This window comes from Hymenobacter frigidus (genome assembly GCF_014640435.1).
Classification (GTDB): Bacteria; Bacteroidota; Bacteroidia; order Cytophagales; family Hymenobacteraceae; genus Hymenobacter; species Hymenobacter frigidus.
The window spans coordinates 20,003-40,256 of the sequence record NZ_BMGY01000031.1 but is presented as its reverse complement, the minus strand read 5'-3'; the positions used below and the strand labels follow the sequence as shown (position 1 = coordinate 40,256).

Sequence of the window (20,254 nt, the reverse complement as noted above, 5' to 3'; positions counted from 1 at the left end):
TCCGCGGAGGACGGATGGAGAAAGAGAGCAGCGGCCGCCTTCGGGCAGTCGATTTTTTTCTGTTTTTCGGCCTCGGTCTGGCGTTGATTTTCTTCTGCTGAAGCGAATTGCCGCAAGATTTTGAATCGAATTTTCTTCGCTGAAAATTTGATTCTGATGCGTTGTCTATTTCGTCGCTGTGTCACGCTTTGGGGCGGGGTGCTGGCGCTTGCCTCGCCGGGCACGGTGCTGGCTCAGCAAGCGCCCGCCCGCTTGGCTGCCGCACCGCCCGATTCGGCCCGCCTCTCGCGGCGGCTGCACCGGTTGGCCGAGGTGCAGGTGCGGGCCGTGGGTCCGGAGCGGTTTGCGACCGGCAGCCGGCACTACGAGGCCGACTCGGCCACGCTGAGTCAGTTTCGGGACGGCACGGTGGCCGAATTGCTGCAGGAGCGCACACCGCTGTACATCAGAAACTACGGGCCGGGTCAACTGGCTTCCCTTAGCATTCGGGGTACGTCGGCCCAGCACACGGCCGTGCTCTGGAATGGCCTGAACATCACCCTGCCCACTTTGGGCCAAAACGACTTTGCCCTGCTACCCGCGGGGGCCAACACCCGCCTGGCGGTGCAGCCCGGCCCAGCCGCCGCGCTCTATGGCAGCGGAGCCATTGGCGGAGCCGTGCTGCTCAGCACCGAGCCCGACTGGCGGCCCGGGGCCCACGGCAGCGTGCAGGCCGATGCCGGCAGCTTTGGGCTGCGCGGCGGCAGTGTGGCCGCCTCGGCAGCGGGGGCAGCTGTGGCTGTGCGGGTGGCTGCCAGCTACCGCCAGGCCGATAACAATTACTCCTACACCACGCAGGAGTACAGCGGCTCGGTGCGGCGCATCCTCACCGGAGCCGCCCTGCGTCACCAGTGGAGCCTGGCTCCCGAAGTGGCCCTGCGCCTGGGCACCGCCGGCCAGCTCACGGCCAGCGCCTGGCTCACGGATACCGACCGGGAAGTACAACCCGCCGCCACCGGTACCAACCGCCACGCCCGGCAGTTCGACCAGAGCCGGCGCTTCGTGCTGGGCTACCGCCATCAGGCTTCTGCCCAGGCCCAGTGGACGGTGCGCGCCGCCTGGTTCGAAGACATCCTGAACTACCGGGATGACGGTCTGCTGAGCAACTCCCGCGTGCGCACCACCCAGACCCAGGCCGAGTACACGGCTGCGGTAGGCGCGCGCGGTTCGCTGCGGCTGGGGGCCGAGGCGCAGCATTTCAACGCCGTGCTGAATGAGTACGTGAACCCGGTAACTACCGAAAACCGCGCCGCCGCTTTTGCCTTACTCCGCTACGACCCGCGCCCCGCCCTGCGTCTCACCGCCAATCTGCGGCAGGCCTTCTTGCCCCAGGGTAACCCGCTCACGCCCACTTTCGGTTTGGAATGGGACTTGTGGACCCAGTATTCGGCTACCGATTCGCTTAGTTACTCCCCCGCTCAGTCGCTCACTTTCAAGGCCAGCGGGGCGCGCAGCTACCGCGCACCCACCCTCAACGAACGGTACTGGAACCCCGGTGGCAACCCCAACCTGCGACCCGAAATCGGCCTGGGCTACGAAGCCGGCCTGCTCCACCGCTTAACACTTGGTCCGCGCACCGGGCTGCAAACCGAACTTACCGCTTACCGCCAGCTGGTCGACAACTGGGTGCAGTGGACGCCCGGCCCCGAAGGCTATTGGCGGCCCCGCAACCTGCGCCAGGTACTCACCCAGGGCCTCGAAGCCAGCTCGGCGCTCACGCTGCGGCGCGGCGCGCACCACCTCACGGCCCGCGTGGCCTATGCTCTCACACGGGCCCGCACCCGCCGCCCCACTCCCGCCGACCTCGTGCCCAGGGACCAGCCGCTGGCCTACGTGCCCGCCCACACGGGCGCGGCCAGCCTCGACTATGCCTGGCGCGGCTGGCGGGCGGGCGCGGCTGCCAGCGCCACCAGCTACCGCTACACCGATGCCACGGCCCAGGCTTTCCTGCCCGGTTTCGGCCTGCTGGGCGGCAGCGTGGGCTACGCTCTGCATCCGGCCAACGGCACCGAAACCTTGCTGCTGCTGCAAGCGACCAACCTGCTCAACCACGCCTACGAGAGCTACGAAGGCCGCCCCGCCCCGCCGCGGGCCCTTGTGCTCAGCCTGCGGGTGGGTTGGCGCTAAAACCGAATTCTAGTACCCATTTCTTTTTTCGTTAATCACTTTTTCCCATGCGTTTTTCTAAATTTCTGACGGTCCCGGTGTTGGCCCTGCTCGCCTTGGCGGCCTGTAGCCCCGATAAGGAGGTAATCGTAGCTCCGGCGGCTGTTACCAATAACGTTTTTGTGCTCAACGAAGGACCGTTTTCGAACGGCAGCGGCAGCGGCACCATTTCGCTGTACAACAAGACCACCAAGACCGTGACCCTAGACTTGTTTCAGGGCGTGAACAGCCGGCGGCTGGGCAACATCGTGCAGAGCATGGCCGTGCGCGACCAGCGGGGCTACGTCGTGGTCAACGGCTCCAACAAAGTAGAGGTGGTGTCGCTGCCCGATTTCAAGTCGGTGGGCGTGATAGCCGGCCTGACGAGCCCGCGCTATTTCCTGCCCATCAGCGCGAGCCGGGCCTACGTGACGCAGTGGGGTACCTACAATTCCGCCTATTTTCCGATACGAGCCGGCATCAAAATCGTGGATTTGAACACCAACGCTGTGGTGGACAGCATTGCCACCGGCAGCCTGCCCGAGCGCCTGACCATGGCCGGGGGCAAGGTATTCGTGGCTAACTATGGCTCGAACACCGTCACGGTTATCGACCCGGCTACCGGCCGCGTGACCAGCACCGTGACCGTGGGCGATGCCCCCAATAGCTTCGCGCTCGACAAAAACAACCGCCTCTGGGTGCTCTGCGGCGGCCTGGTGGTCTACAACAGCGCGTACACGGCCGTCGATTATACCCTGACCACGCCCGGCCGCCTGGTGAGCCTCGACCCGGCCAACCCCACGGTAGGCGCTACTGCCCGCACTTTTGCCACCAACCGCTATTCGCCCACCGACCTGCACCTCAACCCCACCGGCGAGCAGCTGTATTTTCGCGCCATCGATGCCTACATCTTCCTGGGCGGGGTTTGCCGCCTCGGCATCACCGATACCACCTTGCCCGTCCTCACCGCACCCTTCATCGCCGGCCAGTTCTACGGCTTGGGGGTCGACCCCAACGCGGGCACCATTTACACCGGGACCGGGACTTTCTCGGCTGATAAAATGAGCCGCTACCAGCCCGACGGCACCAAGATTGACGAAAGCATCGTGGGCGCCGGCCCCAACGGCTTCGTGTTTTACTAACCTCCTTCCTTTCTGCAATTAAGCGAAAAGGCCCGTACCGGAATGGTACGGGCCTTTTTTGTGGGCTTTGGGTGAGCTGCACGCTTGGGCCGGGCCAGCGGGAAGCTTAGTCGGCCAGGCCGTCGTGGTTGCGGTCTTTGGCGCTGCTGGCAGCTTTGTACAAGTCTTTGCCGGTGACGCGGTGCGTGGTATCGCGGGTGAGGCCGGCGGTGGCGGAGTCGCCATCGGCTACGCCGTCGGCGGCGGCGGCGGGGCCCTTCTTGGTGTAGCCGCGCTCTACGTTGGTGTCACCTTCCTTGGTGCCGGAGCTGCAGGCGCTGAGTGAAACGGCCAGAGCGCAGGCTACGGCGAAGGGGCGGAGGATAGGATTGAGGGACATGAAAGCGGAGGTGAGGGAGTTTATACTGTGCGAAGCTGCAAGGTAGAAAATTAACCCGCTGCCGTGCAACCGCAACTACTGGTCCGGAGTTGGGTTGTAGCCGTACGGCACGCCGTATTTTGTTGTTCTTTTGCTCGCACTCCATGTCCAATATCATTTCTTCGCCTGCTGCCGCGCCCGCGCCGGCTTATTCCTACGCTGAATTTCGCGCCTTGGTGGGCACTATGGCTGCTGAGCACCGCACCAGTGGCCCCGAGCAGTCGCCGGGCCTCATCCGCTATACCGCCCAGAACTCGGCCCATCTCGACCGGGCCGCCGCTCTGCCGCTGCTGCCCGCGCTGGTCGGAACCATTCAAAAGCTACCCCAACCCGAGCAGTGGCTGGTATTGGGCGAGGCCTGGTGCGGCGACACGGCCCACAACCTGCCCATTCTGGCCAGCCTGGTGGCCCAAAGCGCCGGCCGGGTTACGCTGCACGTCGTGTTGCGCTCCGACCACCCCGAACTTATGGCCGCCCATCAAACGAACGGCAAAAACAGCATCCCCAAGCTCATCCGGCGCGACGCCGCCACCGGGGCCGACCTCGGCGACTGGGGGCCCCGTCCGGCCGCGGCTCAAATCTTAGCCCACAAGCTGCACAGCGATAAAACCCTGCACACAAACGAAGTAGTGAAGGGCATGAATGCCTGGTACGAAGCGGATAACGGCCAAGCCGTGCAGCAGGAATTGCTAGCTTTACTGAGCTAAGATTGGGAGTCGACCAAAAAATCCGTTATTTTCACTTCCCCAAATTTATTTTTAATGCCCTTGTCCCTGCGCCATCGCCTCCAAAAACACGTTGCTGCCTGGCCCTGGCGGCGGGTGGGCTGGCTGGCGGCTATCAGCTTGGCGCTGGCACTAATGTTAGTTGGGTACGTGTTTGGAGGGAGTAACCATTTTTTTGGTCGACTTTTTTCTTCTTTTCTCGTACTCTTCTGGCTGCTCGCTGTTACGTTTCTGGCCGTGGTTCCATTCGTGACCTGGGCCACGGCGCATTGGTTCGGGCGGGGCTGGGCCGAAGCCTCCACGCCGGTGGCGCGGCCCCGGCGGGCGGTTGCGGGCACGGTTGCGCCACGCTCTACTATTTCACCGGCTTCCTCGCGGCGGCCTCAAACACGTTAAAGCCATTGAAAACTAACCTATTGCATATCAAAAATATGGTGTGCCCCCGGTGCGTCGAAGCCGTGCAGAGCCTGTTGGAGCGCGCCGGGTACCACCCCACCACTGTCAGCCTGGGCGTGGCCGAACTCGACGATGCCACCCCGGCCGACCCCGAGGACTTGGCTCCGCTGCTACACGCCGCCGGCTTCGAGCTGTTGCGCGGCCGCGCCGAACAGCTCACCGAACAAATCAAAACCGTGCTCGCCGACTACCTCGAGCACCTGCGCACTGCCCGCTCGCCGCTCACCACCTCGGCTTTCCTCACCGACCGGTTTGCGGCCACGTACTCGCACCTGAGCAAGGTGTTTTCGCGCACCGCGCACCTCACCATCGAGAAATACCTTATTCGCCTCAAAATTGAGCGCGTGAAGGAAATGCTCAGCTACGGCGAGCTCACCCTCAACCAGATAGCCGACCAGATGCGCTACAGCTCGGGCCAGCACCTGAGCAACCAGTTCCGGCAGGTAACGGGCCATTCGGTGAGCGAATTCCGCCGCCTGATGCTGCCCGAGCGCCTGTCGCTCGACGCGCTGGCTTAGCAGGTTTTTCAGCTGATTGATTAACGCAAAAGCGGCGCTCCAATCTCAGGAGCGCCGCTTTTGTTTGCAACCTGATGTGCTCCTTATCGAAAAGACGCGTAGGTTTACCGTCACAACCTTACACTTCCTTTTATGCTGCTTGCTATCCTGCTGCCCGGCCTTTCAATGATGATTAACGGCCATTTTCTGAAGGGCATTCTCTGTTTTATTCTCCAGATAACGCTGATTGGCTGGATTCCGGCCGCTATTTGGGGGGTGGCCTCGCGGAGCCAGGACTTGGCTGAACAGCGCCACCGCGAAACGCTGGAAATAATGCGGGCGGGCCGGTAGCCCGGCCCTGTGCCCGCCGGGTGCCAGCGACGGCGCATTGCCCCCGACCTTTGCCGGAAATGAACCCCAGCCGCCCCGGCCTGGTTACTTGCCACTGTGTCATCTGCTTCGCCCCGCATCCTGCTTCTCACGCCGCCGCTCACGCAGCTCAACACCCCGTATCCAGCCACGGCTTACATCAAGGGGTTTCTGGGCGGGCGCGGCTTCGATGTGACGCAGGCCGATATGGGCTTGCAGCTGGTGCTGCGGCTGTTTTCGACAGCGGGCCTGCGGCGGGTTTTTCAGGAAATTGAAGCCGGTTCTTTTGCCCTTAGCGACAACGCCAAGCGAATGCTGCGTTTGCAAAACCGCTACTTGGCTACCATCACTCCGGTCGTTCGCTTCCTGCAGAATAAGGACCTGACGTTGGCTCCACGCATCTGCCACGGTCGTTTCCTGCCCGAAGCCAGCCGCTTCGACAACGTGGCCGACCTGGAAACCGCCTTCGGCACCATGGGCCTCACCGACCAAGCTCGCCACCTGGCTACGCTCTACCTGGAAGACCTCGCCGACCTCATCAAGGAAACCGTGGGCCCGCAGTTCGGCTTTTCGCGCTACGCCGAGAAGCTGGCCCTCTCCGCCACCAGCTTCGAGCCCCTGCACGAGGCCCTGCAAGCCGCCCCCAACCTGCTCGACCAAATGCTGCTGGAGGAGTTGGAACCACTTCTGCATCGGGCCAAACCCGACTTGGTGGGCTTCACCGTGCCCTTCCCCGGCAACCTCTACGGCGCGCTGCGTCTGGCCAAGCGCATCAAGGAAATCAGCCCCGCAACCGTGACCGTGATGGGCGGCGGCTACCCAAACACCGAACTACGCGGAATCAAAGAGCCGCGCTTTTTCGATTACATTGATTATCTGACGCTGGACGATGGCGAAGGCCCGTGGCTGCGCCTGCTGGAATATTTAACCTGTCATCCTGAGCAGAATGCGCAGAATGACAGATTGCTTCTTCAGCGCACTTTCCTGCGCGACGAAGCTGGCGAAATTCAGTACATCAACCACCCGCACCCGGACATTCCGCACCCCGAAGTCGGCACGCCTGACTACTCCGACCTGCCCCTGACCGAGTACCTCTCGGTGCTGGAGGTGCTGAACCCCATGCACCGCCTGTGGAGCGACGGCCGCTGGAACAAGCTCACCGTGGCGCACGGCTGCTACTGGAAGCGCTGCTCGTTCTGCGATGTCACGCTGGATTACATTTCACGCTACGAAACGGCCCCCAGCGCCCTGCTGGTCGACCGCATCGAGCAAATAATCGCGCAAACCGGCCAGACCGGCTTTCACTTCGTGGACGAAGCCGCGCCGCCCCTGGCCCTGCGCGACCTGGCCGTGGAACTGCTCAAGCGCCGCGTGGCCATCACCTGGTGGGGCAACATTCGCTTCGAAAAAACCTTCTCGCCCGACCTCTGCCGCCTGCTGGCCGCCTCGGGCTGCATCGCCATTTCGGGTGGGCTGGAAGTGGCTTCGGACCGCCTGCTGGCCCTCATGGAAAAGGGCGTGACCATTGCGCAGGTGGCTCGTGTCACGGACGGTTTCACCCAGGCCGGCATCATGGTGCATGCTTATCTGATGTACGGCTTCCCCACTCAAACCGCCCAGGAAACCGTGGACAGCCTGGAAGTGGTGCGGCAGCTTTTCGCGGCCGGCGTGGTGCAGAGCGGTTATTGGCACCGGTTTTCGATGACGGCGCACTCACCCGTGGGCAAGAACCCGGCGAAGTACCAAGTGGCCGCCATCGGCCCCGAGCCCGCCGGCTTTGCCTGGAACGACCTCTGGCACGACGACCCCCGCGGTACCGACCACGAAGCCTTCGGCCCCGGCCTGGCCAAGTCCCTCTACAACTACCTGCACGGCGTGGCCCTGGATGAGCCGCTCAGCCGCTGGTTCGATTTTAAAACCCCGAAGCCCACCACGCCGCGCCAGTTGGTGCAGCAGGCCCTGCAGACCCCCGAGAAGCCCGATTTCGCCAAGCAAAACCTGCGGCTGTTCTGGCTCGGCAACGCGCCGGAAATCCGTATCGAAGCCGGCAAGAAAGCCCCCCGCGCCGTGCTCACCTGCTACGAGCAGGCCGAGGATTTTGAGGTGAAAACCACCGAAGCCACCGGCCATTGGCTGCACCAGTTGCTGACCCAACTCAGCCAGGATTTCGACACCAAAGTGCTGCTAAAGGACGCGGCCGCCAGCTTTCCTCAATCGGAAGGCTCGTTTGAAGCGTTTCTGCAAAGCCCGGCCTGGCAGGTTTTGCGCGAAAAGGGCTTGTTGTTGCTTTAGCCGCGGGGTTAGCGGCTCCGCAGCCACTCCACCACGTCGGCCGGCAGGCCCGTTCCGAACCGCGGGCTCAGGCCGCCCGCCACCAGCAAGTCTGGGCGCCCGGCGCGGTAGGCGCGCACGGCGTTGCCACGCCGGCCGCCCAGCGCCTGGCGCATGGCAGCCGCCTGCTGATTGGCCCCTAAGCCGCCATACAAGCCAAGTACAGGGAGTTTTCGCTTGCGCAGTTCGCGCCACGCGGCCCGGTCCGTGGTGGAAACCGGCGCGTTTTGAGCGATTAGAAAATTCATCCGTAAGCTGGTATCATCAACCAGCAGGTGCGCGAGCAGTGCGGCCCGCGCCCCAACTGCCCAGGCTCCGATGGTAGCAGAGTCGGCCCCAGCTGTGCCGTGCAGGATTTTTAAGGCCTGCGACAGCCGCACCGTTTCCGCTGGCCCCGTCACCGAATCGACGGCGGGCAGGAGCAATACGATAATACCTTCTCGCGCCAACGCATCGGCCCAAATGGCTGCTGCCGGGGTGGTTTCCTGGTCTGGCAGCAGCGCCAGGGCCGGGCCTGGGGTGCTGGTGTCGGCGGGCGCGAATAGCCAGGCGCTGCCCTTGGCCTGCGGCAACTCCTCTACGCGGTAGGTGCTGGGGGTGGGGCTGCCCCGTTTCACCAGCAGGGCCTGCGCTTTGCTCGAATCCAGGGCTAGCGTGCCGCGCAGGAAGTCGCCTTCCAGTGTCAGGGTCAATACCTGCCCTGCCCGGGCGGGGCGCTTGATTTGCAGCGTGTTGTTGCTGAAAGAAATGGTGTCGGCCACAAAGCCCAGCGTGCCGACTCCCGGGGCCGTAAACTCAGCTTCGTAGTGGCCAACTCTGGGGTGACGAATATCGAGCGCTGCTCGCACCTCCGGCTGCCCATTCAGGCTGATGCTGCCTTCGTAGTGCCCCACCGGTGGGGTGGTGGCCGAGTCGGTTTCGCTCTGCCTGGGCTGGCAAGCCGCGAGCAGCAGCGCCAATCCCATCAGGCCGCGGCGCGCAGCGCTCAGGTAATGGAAGCTCCTCGGCAGACACGGCACAACGGGGTTAGGCATTTCCAAAAGTAGCCGTTTTACCGTCCCGCCATGCCTTTGCGCAAAATCAAGTCGGTCTGCACATCCTGCCCCAGCTGAAAGTCGTGCTGGCCAATCTCCCGGAACCCAAACCGCTGGTAGAAGGCGCGGGCCCGCTCATTCTTTTCCCACACGCCCAGTACTACGGCCGAACAGTGCAGCTGCTCGGCCAGGGCCAAAATTCCCCGCATGAGCGCAGCGCCCAGGCCGGTGCCCTGCCAGTCATCGCGCACGTAGAGGCGCTCCACTTCCAGCCGGCCGGCCGGCTGCTGGCCCTCGGGTAGTCCCAGCGTAGAATTATCGCGCAGCTTGGCGTAGCCCACCAGCTCATTCTGCATGTGCGCCAGCAGGAAGGTGTTTTCCCGGTCCTGTAACTCGGCCAGTTGAATCTCAGGCCCAAAATTCTCGGCCAGATATGCCACCATGTCGGCGGCCGTGTTGGTAGCCGCAAAAGTGGCCTGAAAGGTTTGCCGACCCAAATCGGCAAGCTGAGCAGCAGTGGGGGCATTGGCCTTAGCCAACGAAATACGCAAGGGAGATGACATGGCACAAAGGTCGGCCCGCCAACGCCGATTTACAGTATTTCGTTGGCATTGGGGTCGCGAAACACAATGGTGCCCCGCCGCATCCGCAGGCCCCAGCGCATGAGCAGTCCGCTGGCCAGCAGCCCTAATAAGTTCACGGACAGTAATAAGAACGAGGGGGCCTGTATGCCGTTGGTGTACCAACTGTACGTCCCCACCACCAGCTTTAGCAGCAGCCCAAAGCCCAGCAGCCCGCCACTTACCATCAGAAGTAAGCCGACCAAGCGGTTGGTAGCGGGAGGAAGGGGAGTAGTTGCCATAATACTGCGTACTACGTGCTCGCTAAAGCCGGGGTTGAATCCCGTGGCTGGGCATCGGTTGAGAATCCGGTTCTTTGCCGTAATTTCGTTCCACCAAAGTCACCCCGCGAGAGTAGCTCAGTTGGTAGAGCATCAGCTTCCCAAGCTGAGGGTCGCGAGTTCGAGCCTCGTTTCTCGCTCATTGAGTCAGAGTCAGTTGCCTGCGTGGCGGCTGACTCTTTTTGCTTCTGGTTTACACGTTGGTTTACACAGGCGTCTTCGCTGTGTTGGTGGAGAATGTGAATCAGGTTTGCTGTTGACGGTGGAAACCCTTGGAAAGTACCGTGTTTGGTGCGCGTGAACCCCCTTGTCGGGTGAGGGGCACGCAATGTAGTTGAAGGGTGTCAGCAACATCTAGTGCTTTTTCTTGCAACTACTCCACAGGGGTGCAGTCGAATTCAACGACGTGACTGCATTTCTTCGCGTGTTGCCGACTATCCTTACTGCACTTAGTGGAACTGTTCTGCCACATAAGGGAGAGGAGTTTGTTTCCCTCCACGTTGGAACTCCAAGCTACGCGAGGGGTGAGCGATGTCGTTCCGTCGACTTCATTCTCAGGAGGGTCAAGTTGCCCCATATACATTGTGTCAGAGTAAATCTCTGCAACCTCTCCGTTATCGAACTTCATTGTGCGAGGTTCCCTGCCGAAGAGCGTCACTGTGTACACTGGTGGTCCCGTTATCTTGCGGTGATGTCCGTCACCTGTCGTGTTGTAAATTTTCGCCTCGTACACCCCCGACTTTTTCGTTTTCTGGACTACCATGAGCAGCTTGACATTCCATTTCTGTTCATTAGAGATTGGGCGCCCATTGCTCACGGCAGCGTGCACGGCGGAGCGCGAGACTTTGTAGACCGCGTACTTGGCAGGATAGAACAGTTCCTGCGCCCGGGTTGTGGTTCCAGCGAGGAAGAGGACGAATAGGAGGAAGACTTTTTGCATTTTGGTGAGAGGGTGAGGTAGTGGTGAAAGCTGCCTGTAATGGTACGTCACTGCCGAGGGAAAATCATATGTGTCGCATTGATTGTCAAAAGCAGAGGTTTTTCGTGCCGAGTAGGCGTATCCGCATACAAGGTTGCCAAGGTGACGTCGGAGCTTGCCAACTGTGAAAAACCCGGTTGGCGTTCATGTTTTCGGCAAGCACCTTCGCCAATTGCGCAGCGACCGAGGATGGAGCCAACAGGAACTCGCGGACCACGCCAACATCGACAAAATGACGGTTCACCGCATCGAGACGGCACGGATGGCAGCCACCATTGACGTGTTGCTGTCGCTGACAAAGGCACTGGAAATACCGCTACCCGAACTGGTTAATTGTCCTGGCATAGAGAAAGCCGACTGAGAAACCCGCTCCAGTGAGTACCGGAGCGGGTTCCAAGTAGCCTGTGCTTGTCAGCTCAAGTACCAATTCCGAGCGTTGTTACCGTCAAGGGCATCCTGCACCTGAAAGGTGAAATCGAGTGCGTTGATGGATTTCGGCAGGAAGGTGTCGATGTACGAGCTCTTGTTAGCCTCAGTAAAGAGGTTGTAAAATTTCCACAGGTTAATGCTGCCGTCGTTGTCGCGGCAGAAGTTCTCGTCCCGGTAGTAGTCTCTGACCACGGTGCCGAGTTGCTGGTCGCCGTAGAGCAGCGCTGGAATGCGCTGTTTGGCTGCTGTGGGTAGGTGCTGGTACATGCGGCAGCGCCCAATGAGCTGCGCGAACTGGTGCTCGGTGAGCGAGTAGCGGGTAAGCGCTTCCAATTGGCGCAAATGCCGGTGCTCGTCGTACGAACGTAGCAGTTGCAGAACCCCTTGGCGGAGCTGTTCAAGACTGCTGACGCGAAAATCACCTAGCAGACCGTCGGTTCGCACGCAAAGGTTCGTGCAGACCATGTTCTTGAAACCGACGAAAACCTTGAAGTGCTCAGGACTGCCCTTCTTATTCCAGAGGTTATCTAGGTTGAACGACTTGACCCCGCCTACTACTAGGGTGAGCTGGTTTCCGCCGACTTGCTCGAAAAGCGTCGGAATCTCGATGCAGAACATCATGCGTTCGTAGTACAACGTTCGCTCCCAATCCTGCAGTTGGGCCGCTGGCTTGTCCTTTGCCTCAGGAACGCGACCTTTTATAGCGTGGGAACAACGTATTTGCGGAGTGAGAATCTGCTCGCCGCGGAACACGTCGCGCACGGCTTCCGCTGTTACCTGAATGAAGTCTGCCTGCGAAATCAGCGGCTCGTTGTCCTTGACGAACACGGGTATGATGTGTTCGTGCCGGAGTTCTGAGAATCCCACGGCAAGCGTGTTCGCCTCGATGAACGCTCGCGATGTGGACTGTAAGACTTCCTCGTAAACGAAAGATGCCGACTCTTGCGGGTCGGCATCTCGTACAATGTGCAGGTGGTTCGCATGAACCAAGTCGGCGCTAGGCCGAATCATCAATGAGTTTTCCATGGTGTGAACTGGGGTTTGAGTTGGAGAATGAGTGATGTTGAAAAAGTGGTACAGTGAATGGTGGTTGAAATCGTGGTAACAGAACGCTGAAATCTGCTTCTCACGAGTTCCAGAAGAGCTTGAGAAGGCCGCTGCATAAACTCCGAGCGTTTAACTCAGCAGCGTTTATGTGCTACAGCGCTTCCACTCCTAGGAAAAAGTGAGAAGCACATCTCCGTACAAGGGGGGGTGGGTCACTTGGGAGGTACCTGCGGGGTAGCTTCTCGTGTTACCTCCTGGTCTCACTAGCGATGTCCGGAATTTTTCTCGGAATTTTTTCTGCTGAGCATGCCTCCCCACGAGTCAAAAGCTGCATTGCTGTGTTGTACACGCCAGGTACATCGCTACGATGACCTCTGCGCGGGTCGTTGAAATTTAGTAAGTGGACGCACAGAGACTCTTGTGGTCTACAATACCGCTACGGTTAATCTAGAGGAGCGTGTAAGTGCCTTTGCTTCAACTCCACGGTAGCGATGTATTGAATCTTGTGACACGTTGGCATGAACCGTAGCCGAAGTGTGAGTTTCTGCTCTGAAACGGGTACCCGTCTTGCACGCGCGCTTAGTGGCACCTTGAAAATGTAGGAGTCGACTCCGCAGATTTCTGTGAAATCCACCTGTCAAATCTGAGTTCTGGCTCGATTTTTGCAATCCACGCTCGACTCCTTCTGAAGCTGCTGTGGTGCATTTTGTCACAGTGGCGGTGCTTCCTAGATGAAAGTGCTCTTCTCGTAGCAGTATTCTGGTTTTTTTGCTGGGTTTTGTACTGGACAACAACCCCGAGCAGTTGCTTAAGACGCTTCGAAAAGTCCCCTTGTGCTCAGATGAGCCAGCGGCAGATGAACACTGTTCGTAGCACACCTCCTCTATGGGGGGGTAGGGGGGGCAGCTGCTAGAACGTCTGTACTTCATACTGACACCAAGTACTAGCACGGCGTGATGGTCAGGGTGAAGCAGACGAGTCTCCGAAGCCCCCCCTCGGGCAAGGCTACACTGCTTCAGCGTACTGATTCACGCGTTGGAGGAGTGAAACTACCTCGGTTGCCTGGTCTTGGTTGAAGACACCGAGCAGGCCGTGGGTGGACACCTCCGTGAAAGGCGAGTCAAACAGTTGTGCGGTTTCGAGGTAGCCGTTGCTGCCGAGGTACTGCACAATTAGGTCGAGGAAGCGGATTTGCTGCGCGTTCATCGACGGGTTGTTGATGAAGCTGCTGAACACCTCGCGTACGGAGCCGGCTTCGAGGCCAACGATGGAGCGGATGAACTTGCCGAGCGGCTGCTTGCCGTACGCCTGTTCGAACTGCTCGCGGGTACCGACCTCGCCTTGCTCAAAGAGCAGGTTTTCCAGCGCCAGGAGCTCACCGGGTTCAATGGGTTGGTTGGTGCGCAGCTTGTGGATGGTGAGGTGCGTACGTCGCTCCATTAGGTACTGCGTCACGCGCTTGCGGTAAGCGTCCAGGTTCCCTGCTTTGATGATGAGTGCCTTGGGTTCTGACACGGCCAGCACTTCGTCGTCCAAGTTGGTGTACACGGGCGGACGCTTCTCGGTTTGGATGAAGCGCATCAGGTTACGCAGCTCCTTCCGCAAGTCCTCTGCCTTCGACAGGGGCATCGTGGTCCAGTAGGCATCCCCCTGCACCTGCTTGATGAGCGGCATCTTCTGGTTTACCAGAGGTATCGCCGCACGTTTCGAGAGTGCATCGGCCAGTGAGCGGGTTTCCTGCACCAAATGCGCCGATACGGTGCCGTTCTTGAGCACATCGAGTTGCATGGTGTAGCACAACTGGTCGAACCGCTTGGCCAACTCGTCTTCCTCCGGTTCGAACACGATGGGAGCAAGGTGGTCGCACAGTTCTTTCACCTCTAGCTCGTTGAGCGCGTTGAAGCGGTGGACGTCGCGGTACTTCTCCACCACGCGCCAATGCTGCCGAACAAGGAAGCTGTCCTCTTCCAGTTGCTCGACTTGCTCGTGCAGGTGCTTGCGTAGCTCGTCGGCGTACTCCTGGTATTCCGGCTCGGCGCGCTTCTGCAGGGTGAAGATGAGCTTGAGGCGCTGCTCAAACAGCCGGTGGGTGAGTGATTTGCCTTGCTTCGAGTCGATGCCTTGTGGTTTCTGGTCGAAGAATTCGAAGTTCTCGCAGAAGTCGAAGATGAGGAAGTGCTCCTTGTCTTGGTCCTCGCTGAGCAGCTTGGGGCACAGGCGGGTGCCTCGTCCAATCATCTGCCAGAACTTGGCGCTGGAACGGACAGGTTTGTAGAAGACGAGGTTGGCGACTTCCGGCACATCGATGCCGGTGTCGAGCATGTCTACTGAGATAGCAATGTGCGGTGTGCCGTCCTTCTCGGAGAACTTCTTGAGAATGTCGTAGGCGTAGGTTTCGTAATGGTCGATGACCTTGCAGTACTCGCCTTTGTACTGCGGGTACTGTGCGTTGAACCTCTCTTCAATGAACTTGGCGTGGGGGTGGCTGCGGGCGAAGACGATGGTCTTGCCGATGCGGTCCCCTCCGGCCACTTTGACGCCGCGCTCCATCAGCGTGGCCAGTACTTGGTCTACGGTGCCTTGATTAAATAACCACTTGTTGAGCGCTTCCTTGTCTACCTCGTCGGGGAATTCACCTGTCAGCGGGTCGGCGAACTTCTCCTCGTATTGTAGCTTCTCGGCAGGCGTTAGTTCGTTGTACTTGATGCCTTGGCGGTGAAACTTCAGCGGTACCGAAACGCTCATGGGCGGCACCAGGTAACCGTCGTTTACCGCCTGCTCCAACTCGTATGCGAAGGTGGGAACGCCAGGTTCCAGACCGAATAGGTGGTAGGTGTCGCGGTCGCCTTCACTGCGGGGAGTGGCGGTGAGGCCAATGCGGTACCCATCGAAGTACTCGAAAATCGCCTTGTAGCGGTTGTAGACGGAGCGGTGAATCTCATCGAAGATGATGAGGTCGAAGTGCCCCACGCCGAAGGTGCGCTGCTGCTGGTCGTAGCTCTGGTCGATGAGGTGAATCATCGTCTGGTAGGTACAGAACACGACCCGCGCCTGGGCGTGCTCCTTGTCGCGGGTAAGGTCAACCGCTGGCAGATTAGGCAGGCTCTTGGTAAGCGCGTTTTTCGCCTGGTAAATGAGTGCATTTCGGTCAGCCAGGAATAGCACGCGCTTCACCCATCCGCACTTGCTCATGACGTCGATGAGTGCTGCTGCAGTGCGGGTTTTGCCGGTGCCGGTTGCCATCACAAGCAGTGCTTCGCGACCTCGGGCTTCGAGTACCTTACCGACGCTGCGGATTGCCTCAATCTGGTAGTAGCGGTCAGCAATGGCGGGGTCTACCGGCGCGTCGGAAAGCGCGAGGCGGGTGGTACGGCGCTGAATCAGGCGTTCGAGCTCGTCTTTCTTGTGGAACCCGTGAACACGACGCGGCGGGTACCCCTTGTCGTCCCACAACCACGTTTCGAATCCGTTGGTGTAGAACAGCACCGGACGCTGGCCGTGCATCTGCTCCAGACAGTCGGCGTAGAGCTTGGATTGGTGCTGTCCGACCTTGGGGTCTTTGCTGGTACGCTTGGCTTCCACTACAGCGAGCGGTTTGCCGTCGTCACCCCACAGCACGTAGTCCACCCGACCCGCGCCGTTGTTGTCGCCGTTGCCAGTGGGCATGCCGGTCACCTTGTACTCGGCCACGTTCGGACCGTCGGGGTCCCAACCGGCTTCGCTCAGCAGCAAGTCGATGTAGAGCTTGCGGGTGATTGCCTCGTTGGGGTCAGCCGGAGGGGGGAGCTTGGCGTGCGACTCCTTGGCGGCTTTGACGCGGTCGAGCTCGGCTTGCAGGTGGCGATTCAGCTCCTGACTTTGCCGGAATGCCGCCTCGGCCTCCTGCATCTTCGCCTTGTACTTGATGGCCGGCGCTTCCTGGGGTACCAGGCTCACGTCAAATGCGGGTACGCTTACCCGCTCGGCACGGTACATGTTCACCACCCACGCGGCGAATCCGTGCATGAGCTGCAGGACGTGTAACGCTTGCTCCGGTTTGATGGTGAGCGTGCCGTGAACGGCGTCGTTGCCAAGCTTGCGGATGAGGTTGACCTGCATGAACAGGCTCGGAGCTAGTAGCTCCCGCATCCTCGGCTGGTGTAGCAGCGAATTGAGCGAGGTATCAAAAGGCTGCTCAAGGTCGCCGTCGTTCTCGTACATCCACCGTACCCATTCTTCCAGCGACTTCCGGCACAGTACCGCCGCATAGGGAGGCGCGGTGTAGGCGTGCTGCTCGGCTTGCTGCAGGGTAGGAGCTAGGGTGCTCCACTCGGTGGGTAGAAACGAGAAGTTAGACATAGAAACTAGAAATGGGAATTCAAGACGGTGTCAAACAGTCCTTCACTGTGGCGAACAAGGCTTTTCTGAGCTTCTATGCTTGTCACGGCATGTAGGAATTGTTCCTGAATAACACGTTCAGGGACAGGTACTAGAATATTCTTGATTTCATTAAGATGCAGGTTTGTAACAGTACCTGTCTTTGAGTGCTTCTTTGCCTGATTCAATGCGAAGGGTGTGTTCAAGAAGAACTCCAAGAATTTTGGGTTCAGTAATTCAGTCTTGACCTTCAGCAGGCACAGGCTGACGAAGATGCTGAATTCGTAGTCCCAATCGACAACTTTGGCGACTCCAATCGTGCCATTTTTAGAGTACAGAACGTCCCCTCTTTCTGGCTTGCACCTCTTCGTGAGAGTGAGATGCTCTTCGCGAGTAATGAATTTTTTGGAGGTGTTGGACCCGGTTAGGTCAGTGACGCGCAGAAAAGGCACCCCTGATTCTACATAAGTTGGTGTCTGATGTGTGCCATCGGTGATTTTCCGCGTCAATTCCCCGAGTGATTTTACTTCCCACTTCTTGGTGTTTTCAATAGGGTCACCGAACATCTCGTAGAAGATGCTCTGAGCGAGTTCATTGTATTTCTGCAGCAACTCTTGGTCCTTGCGGCGTAGAGCGTCGGCCTTGTCCAGGGTGTCAGCAATCTGATGTTGAACGTCTAGAGGCGGTAAAGTGATAAGCTTCCTGTAAGCATCTTCGCGGTTCAGTCCAGGAACAGCTGCTGCCTTGTTGAGCTCGCTGAGCCGGAGCGTAGAAAGCTGATAGTAAAGGAATCTGAGGTTTATCTCCTCCTTGCAGTGCACGAAATAAGCAGTGTCGATGGGATAGCAGGGTCGCTCAGAGAAAAAGACAGTGCCAATTGACCCTTTGCGTCCAACAACTAGGCAAGGACCGTCGACTAGGAATTCATCATGGTGTCCTACTATACCACTGGAGCCATAGACTGGGTATGCACCATCTTGTACTCGCGTTTCCTTCACGAGGCTTTTGCCGTACCTCAGCTCGCATACTTCACCGAGGCTGACTTTTCGCCACATCATACTGCTAGCGTTTCAGATAAGACCATCGATTTCAACTCGAGGAGAAGTTCTTGCCGCTCCTCATCCAGTGCTTCAATTTGTGCGATGATGACATGAGGTTTTGCGTACACCTTTTCTTCGTGTACCGTCTCCTTGTAGCGGTTGATGCTCAAGTCGTAGTTAGTGAGGCGAATTTCCTCAACCGATACTAGGAAGCTTTTGTCGGTGCGGGTGCGACTGGCTTCGGCGCCGAGATTATGCCAGCGTGCTACCACGTCGGAAATGTCGTTCTCAATAATTGGGTTGCGTTTGTCGTCCAGACTGAAACCGTCGGCTTGCATGTCGTAAAACCACACCTTGTCGGTGCCGCCTACGCCGGTTTTGGTGAACAGCAGGATGGCGGTGCTCACCCCCGCATAGGGTTTGAACACGCCGGCAGGCATCGACACCACCCCGGTCAGCAAATGCTGGTCGATGAGGGTCTGACGAATTGCTTGATGCGCCTTGCTGTTGCCGAAAACGACGCCGTCGGGTACAATCACCGCAGCGCGTCCACCGAGTTGCAACCCTTTCAGAATCAATCCGAGGAATAGCAGCTCGGTTTTCTTGCTGTCAACGATGTTGAGCAGCTTCGGGTCAACGGCTTCGCGGTCCAGGGAGCCTTTGAATGGCGGGTTGGCCAGCATTACGGTCACCTTGTCGGTGAAGCTGGCGTTGTCCTCGCTCAGGGCGTCTACCTGGACTAGGTTAGGGTTTTCCATGCCATGGAGCATCAGGTTCATCGCCCCGATGCGAATCATCGTCGGGTCGAACTCGGTGCCCATCAGCGTCTGATTCTGGAAGCGTTTCTGCACCTCCGGCTTGAGCAGTTCGGCGGCGTGGTGCTTACGGAGGTACTCACCGGCAGCTACCAGGAAACCGGCACTGCCCGCCGACGGGTCGCAGATGATGTCTTCTGTGGTAGGCTGCACCATTCCCACCATCATCTTGATGATGTGGCGCGGAGTACGGAACTGCCCATTCTGGCCTGCCGAGGCAATCTTGCTCAGCAGGTACTCGTACACGTCGCCTTTGGTGTCGCGGTCGTCCATGTCGATGGCGCTCAGCATGTCCACGACCTGGGCGAGCAGACGCGGCGTCGGAATCATGAAGGTGGCACCCTTCATGTAGTTCGAGAAGCTGCCGTTCTGGGTGCCCATGTTTTTCAGGAAGTCGAACACGCCGCCTTCCCGTGTGAAGAGGCGGTACATGACGTCGGGGTCGGCATTCTTGAAGTAGCTCCACCGCAATTCCTGCTCCAACGGCAGGTAGATGGGGTTCTCGATGCTCTTCTGCAGGAAGGCAGCTTTCTGCTCACGTTGGGTGTGCAAATCGTCCAACCTGCGAATGAAGAGCAGGTAGGTCATTTGTTCGATGACGGTGATGGGGTTCGACAAGCCGCCTGTCCAGAAGGCTTCCCATACGCGGTCAATCTTGCTTTTTAGTTCTCCGGTAATCATGAAGGGGAGTCAGTGAGTGCGGAATGTGGTTCATTCCAAGTTTGTAAGTGCTAGTAAAGTGCGTGCTTCGAAGTCGTGCAGTGTAAGCGGGTTGTCAATTTCGACGGTTGCGGCCAAAAGGGAGCGAAGGTACGCTTCCGAAGTCTGAAAACCGGGGGTGAAATCAACTGCGCCGATGGAGGCGGTCGGCACGGTGAAAGCTGGTCGCCGCGCCTATTCGATGTACAGCAGAATGGGTTTGGCGCTGTGGTCGATGTACCCGGCTAGGGTCTCCAGAAAAGCAGGGTTCACCGTGGGGCATCCTTCGCTGACACAGATGGGGGTTTGCTGCGGCGCGTCGGGTATGCAGCCGTGCGCGTGGAGCACCACGGCACGCGAGAACATGTTGCTGTTGCTCCGTTCCAGACCTTCCAGCTTATAGGCTTTGCCGAACTGGCCGCGGTAGCGGTAGGAGACCTTCGCCACACCGTGCGAGCTGCAGTTGGAGCCGTTCCGATTCGAGTAGAGCACGTTCCCCTGCGTGTCGGTACGTCCGTTGCAGCACAGACCCTTGGCCAGCACTTGGTTGCGCTGCAAGTCAAGCACGAAGAAGCGGTTCTCGTTGGAAGGACGGGTGAGGTCCACGTAGAAGGCAATGTTGCGGTTGAAGCCTTGTTTCTGGTGCGTCTTGAGTGCGGTAAGGCAACGTGTGACCAACTCGTCATCTACCCGTAAGTTGGAATCTGTATCGGTGGTGCAACTGCTGATAAGCACGCTGCCAAATAGCAAGCAGCCGACCGCAGAAGCAGCGAGGCGGCTCGGAGAGTTCTGCTGGTGCATGGTTTTGGTTGAAGAAGGAATTTGTGGAGGT

General features: G+C 59.2%; 17 protein-coding genes and 1 tRNA gene. 8 read left to right on the top strand and 10 right to left on the bottom strand.

All coding sequences use genetic code 11. From position 1 onward, the window contains the following. Positions 1-156: 156 nt before the first annotated feature. Positions 157-2,166, top strand: coding sequence for a TonB-dependent receptor plug domain-containing protein (locus IEW17_RS14955; RefSeq protein WP_188562863.1), 2,010 nt, complete (start codon positions 157-159; stop codon positions 2,164-2,166). Positions 2,167-2,213: 47 nt separating this feature from the next. Beyond that, on the top strand, positions 2,214-3,326 hold the full coding sequence (locus IEW17_RS14950) for a DUF5074 domain-containing protein (RefSeq protein ID WP_188562862.1): 1,113 nt from the start codon (positions 2,214-2,216) through the stop codon (positions 3,324-3,326). Positions 3,327-3,432: 106 nt separating this feature from the next. On the opposite strand, the gene IEW17_RS14945 is transcribed toward IEW17_RS14950, so the two are convergent. Beyond that, the gene (locus tag IEW17_RS14945) at positions 3,433-3,705 is read right to left on the bottom strand and encodes a hypothetical protein (RefSeq protein WP_188562861.1); all 273 of its coding nucleotides are present in this window, start codon (positions 3,703-3,705) and stop codon (positions 3,433-3,435) included. Positions 3,706-3,848: 143 nt separating this feature from the next. On the opposite strand from IEW17_RS14945, the gene IEW17_RS14940 reads away from it, so the two are divergent. The 4 genes from IEW17_RS14940 (at position 3,849) to IEW17_RS14925 (ending at position 8,083) form a co-directional block, all read left to right on the top strand. Next, positions 3,849-4,451 carry a thioredoxin family protein gene (locus tag IEW17_RS14940; RefSeq protein WP_188562860.1) on the top strand — a complete coding sequence of 201 codons (603 nt, stop codon included), beginning with the start codon at positions 3,849-3,851 and terminating at the stop codon, positions 4,449-4,451. Positions 4,452-4,870: 419 nt separating this feature from the next. After that, entirely contained in the window at positions 4,871-5,443 is a 573-nt protein-coding gene (locus IEW17_RS14935) for an AraC family transcriptional regulator (RefSeq protein ID WP_229749028.1), read from the top strand. 132 nt (positions 5,444-5,575) lie between these two features. Continuing rightward, entirely contained in the window at positions 5,576-5,773 is a 198-nt protein-coding gene (locus IEW17_RS14930; RefSeq protein ID WP_188562858.1) for a YqaE/Pmp3 family membrane protein, read from the top strand. A 96-nt stretch (positions 5,774-5,869) separates the two neighbouring features. After that, positions 5,870-8,083 (top strand): B12-binding domain-containing radical SAM protein, encoded by a 2,214-nt coding sequence (locus IEW17_RS14925; protein WP_188562857.1) that lies wholly within the window; start codon positions 5,870-5,872, stop codon positions 8,081-8,083. Between the two features lie 8 nt (positions 8,084-8,091). Here IEW17_RS14925 and IEW17_RS14920 read toward each other — a convergent pair whose 3' ends face one another. From IEW17_RS14920 to IEW17_RS14910, 3 genes are read right to left on the bottom strand one after another with little or no spacing between them, the layout of a single operon-like run. Continuing rightward, positions 8,092-9,156, bottom strand: a complete 1,065-nt coding sequence (locus tag IEW17_RS14920; RefSeq protein ID WP_188562856.1) for a hypothetical protein — start codon at positions 9,154-9,156, stop codon at positions 8,092-8,094. Positions 9,157-9,173: 17 nt separating this feature from the next. Further along, on the bottom strand, positions 9,174-9,719 hold the full coding sequence (locus tag IEW17_RS14915; protein ID WP_188562855.1) for a GNAT family N-acetyltransferase: 546 nt from the start codon (positions 9,717-9,719) through the stop codon (positions 9,174-9,176). A 29-nt stretch (positions 9,720-9,748) separates the two neighbouring features. Beyond that, on the bottom strand, positions 9,749-10,018 hold the full coding sequence (locus tag IEW17_RS14910) for a hypothetical protein (protein WP_188562854.1): 270 nt from the start codon (positions 10,016-10,018) through the stop codon (positions 9,749-9,751). 106 nt (positions 10,019-10,124) lie between these two features. On the opposite strand from IEW17_RS14910, the gene IEW17_RS14905 reads away from it, so the two are divergent. Beyond that, positions 10,125-10,197, top strand: a tRNA-Gly gene (locus tag IEW17_RS14905). Between the two features lie 233 nt (positions 10,198-10,430). Here IEW17_RS14905 and IEW17_RS14900 read toward each other — a convergent pair. Next, positions 10,431-10,997, bottom strand: a complete 567-nt coding sequence (locus IEW17_RS14900; protein ID WP_188562853.1) for a hypothetical protein — start codon at positions 10,995-10,997, stop codon at positions 10,431-10,433. Between the two features lie 163 nt (positions 10,998-11,160). Here IEW17_RS14900 and IEW17_RS14895 point away from each other — a divergent pair, with 163 nt between their 5' ends. After that, positions 11,161-11,397, top strand: coding sequence for a helix-turn-helix domain-containing protein (locus tag IEW17_RS14895; protein ID WP_188562852.1), 237 nt, complete (start codon positions 11,161-11,163; stop codon positions 11,395-11,397). Between the two features lie 50 nt (positions 11,398-11,447). On the opposite strand, the gene IEW17_RS14890 is transcribed toward IEW17_RS14895, so the two are convergent. From IEW17_RS14890 to IEW17_RS14870, 5 genes are all read right to left on the bottom strand, one after another. Further along, positions 11,448-12,491, bottom strand: coding sequence for a DUF3871 family protein (locus IEW17_RS14890; protein ID WP_229749027.1), 1,044 nt, complete (start codon positions 12,489-12,491; stop codon positions 11,448-11,450). Positions 12,492-13,517: 1,026 nt separating this feature from the next. Next, positions 13,518-16,850 carry a DEAD/DEAH box helicase family protein gene (locus IEW17_RS14885; RefSeq protein WP_188562851.1) on the bottom strand — a complete coding sequence of 1,111 codons (3,333 nt, stop codon included), beginning with the start codon at positions 16,848-16,850 and terminating at the stop codon, positions 13,518-13,520. Between the two features lie 5 nt (positions 16,851-16,855). Next, a complete protein-coding gene (locus IEW17_RS14880; protein ID WP_188562850.1) occupies positions 16,856-17,926 on the bottom strand; it encodes a restriction endonuclease subunit S in 1,071 nt (356 codons plus the stop codon). Continuing rightward, positions 17,923-19,404: a type I restriction-modification system subunit M gene (locus IEW17_RS14875; RefSeq protein ID WP_188562849.1), complete on the bottom strand. Its 1,482-nt coding sequence runs from the start codon at positions 19,402-19,404 to the stop codon at positions 17,923-17,925. Before IEW17_RS14875 ends, IEW17_RS14880 begins: the two co-directional genes overlap by 4 nt. A gap of 213 nt (positions 19,405-19,617) precedes the next feature. After that, entirely contained in the window at positions 19,618-20,223 is a 606-nt protein-coding gene (locus IEW17_RS14870) for a murein L,D-transpeptidase catalytic domain-containing protein (protein WP_188562848.1), read from the bottom strand. Between the last annotated feature and the right edge of the window lie 31 nt (positions 20,224-20,254).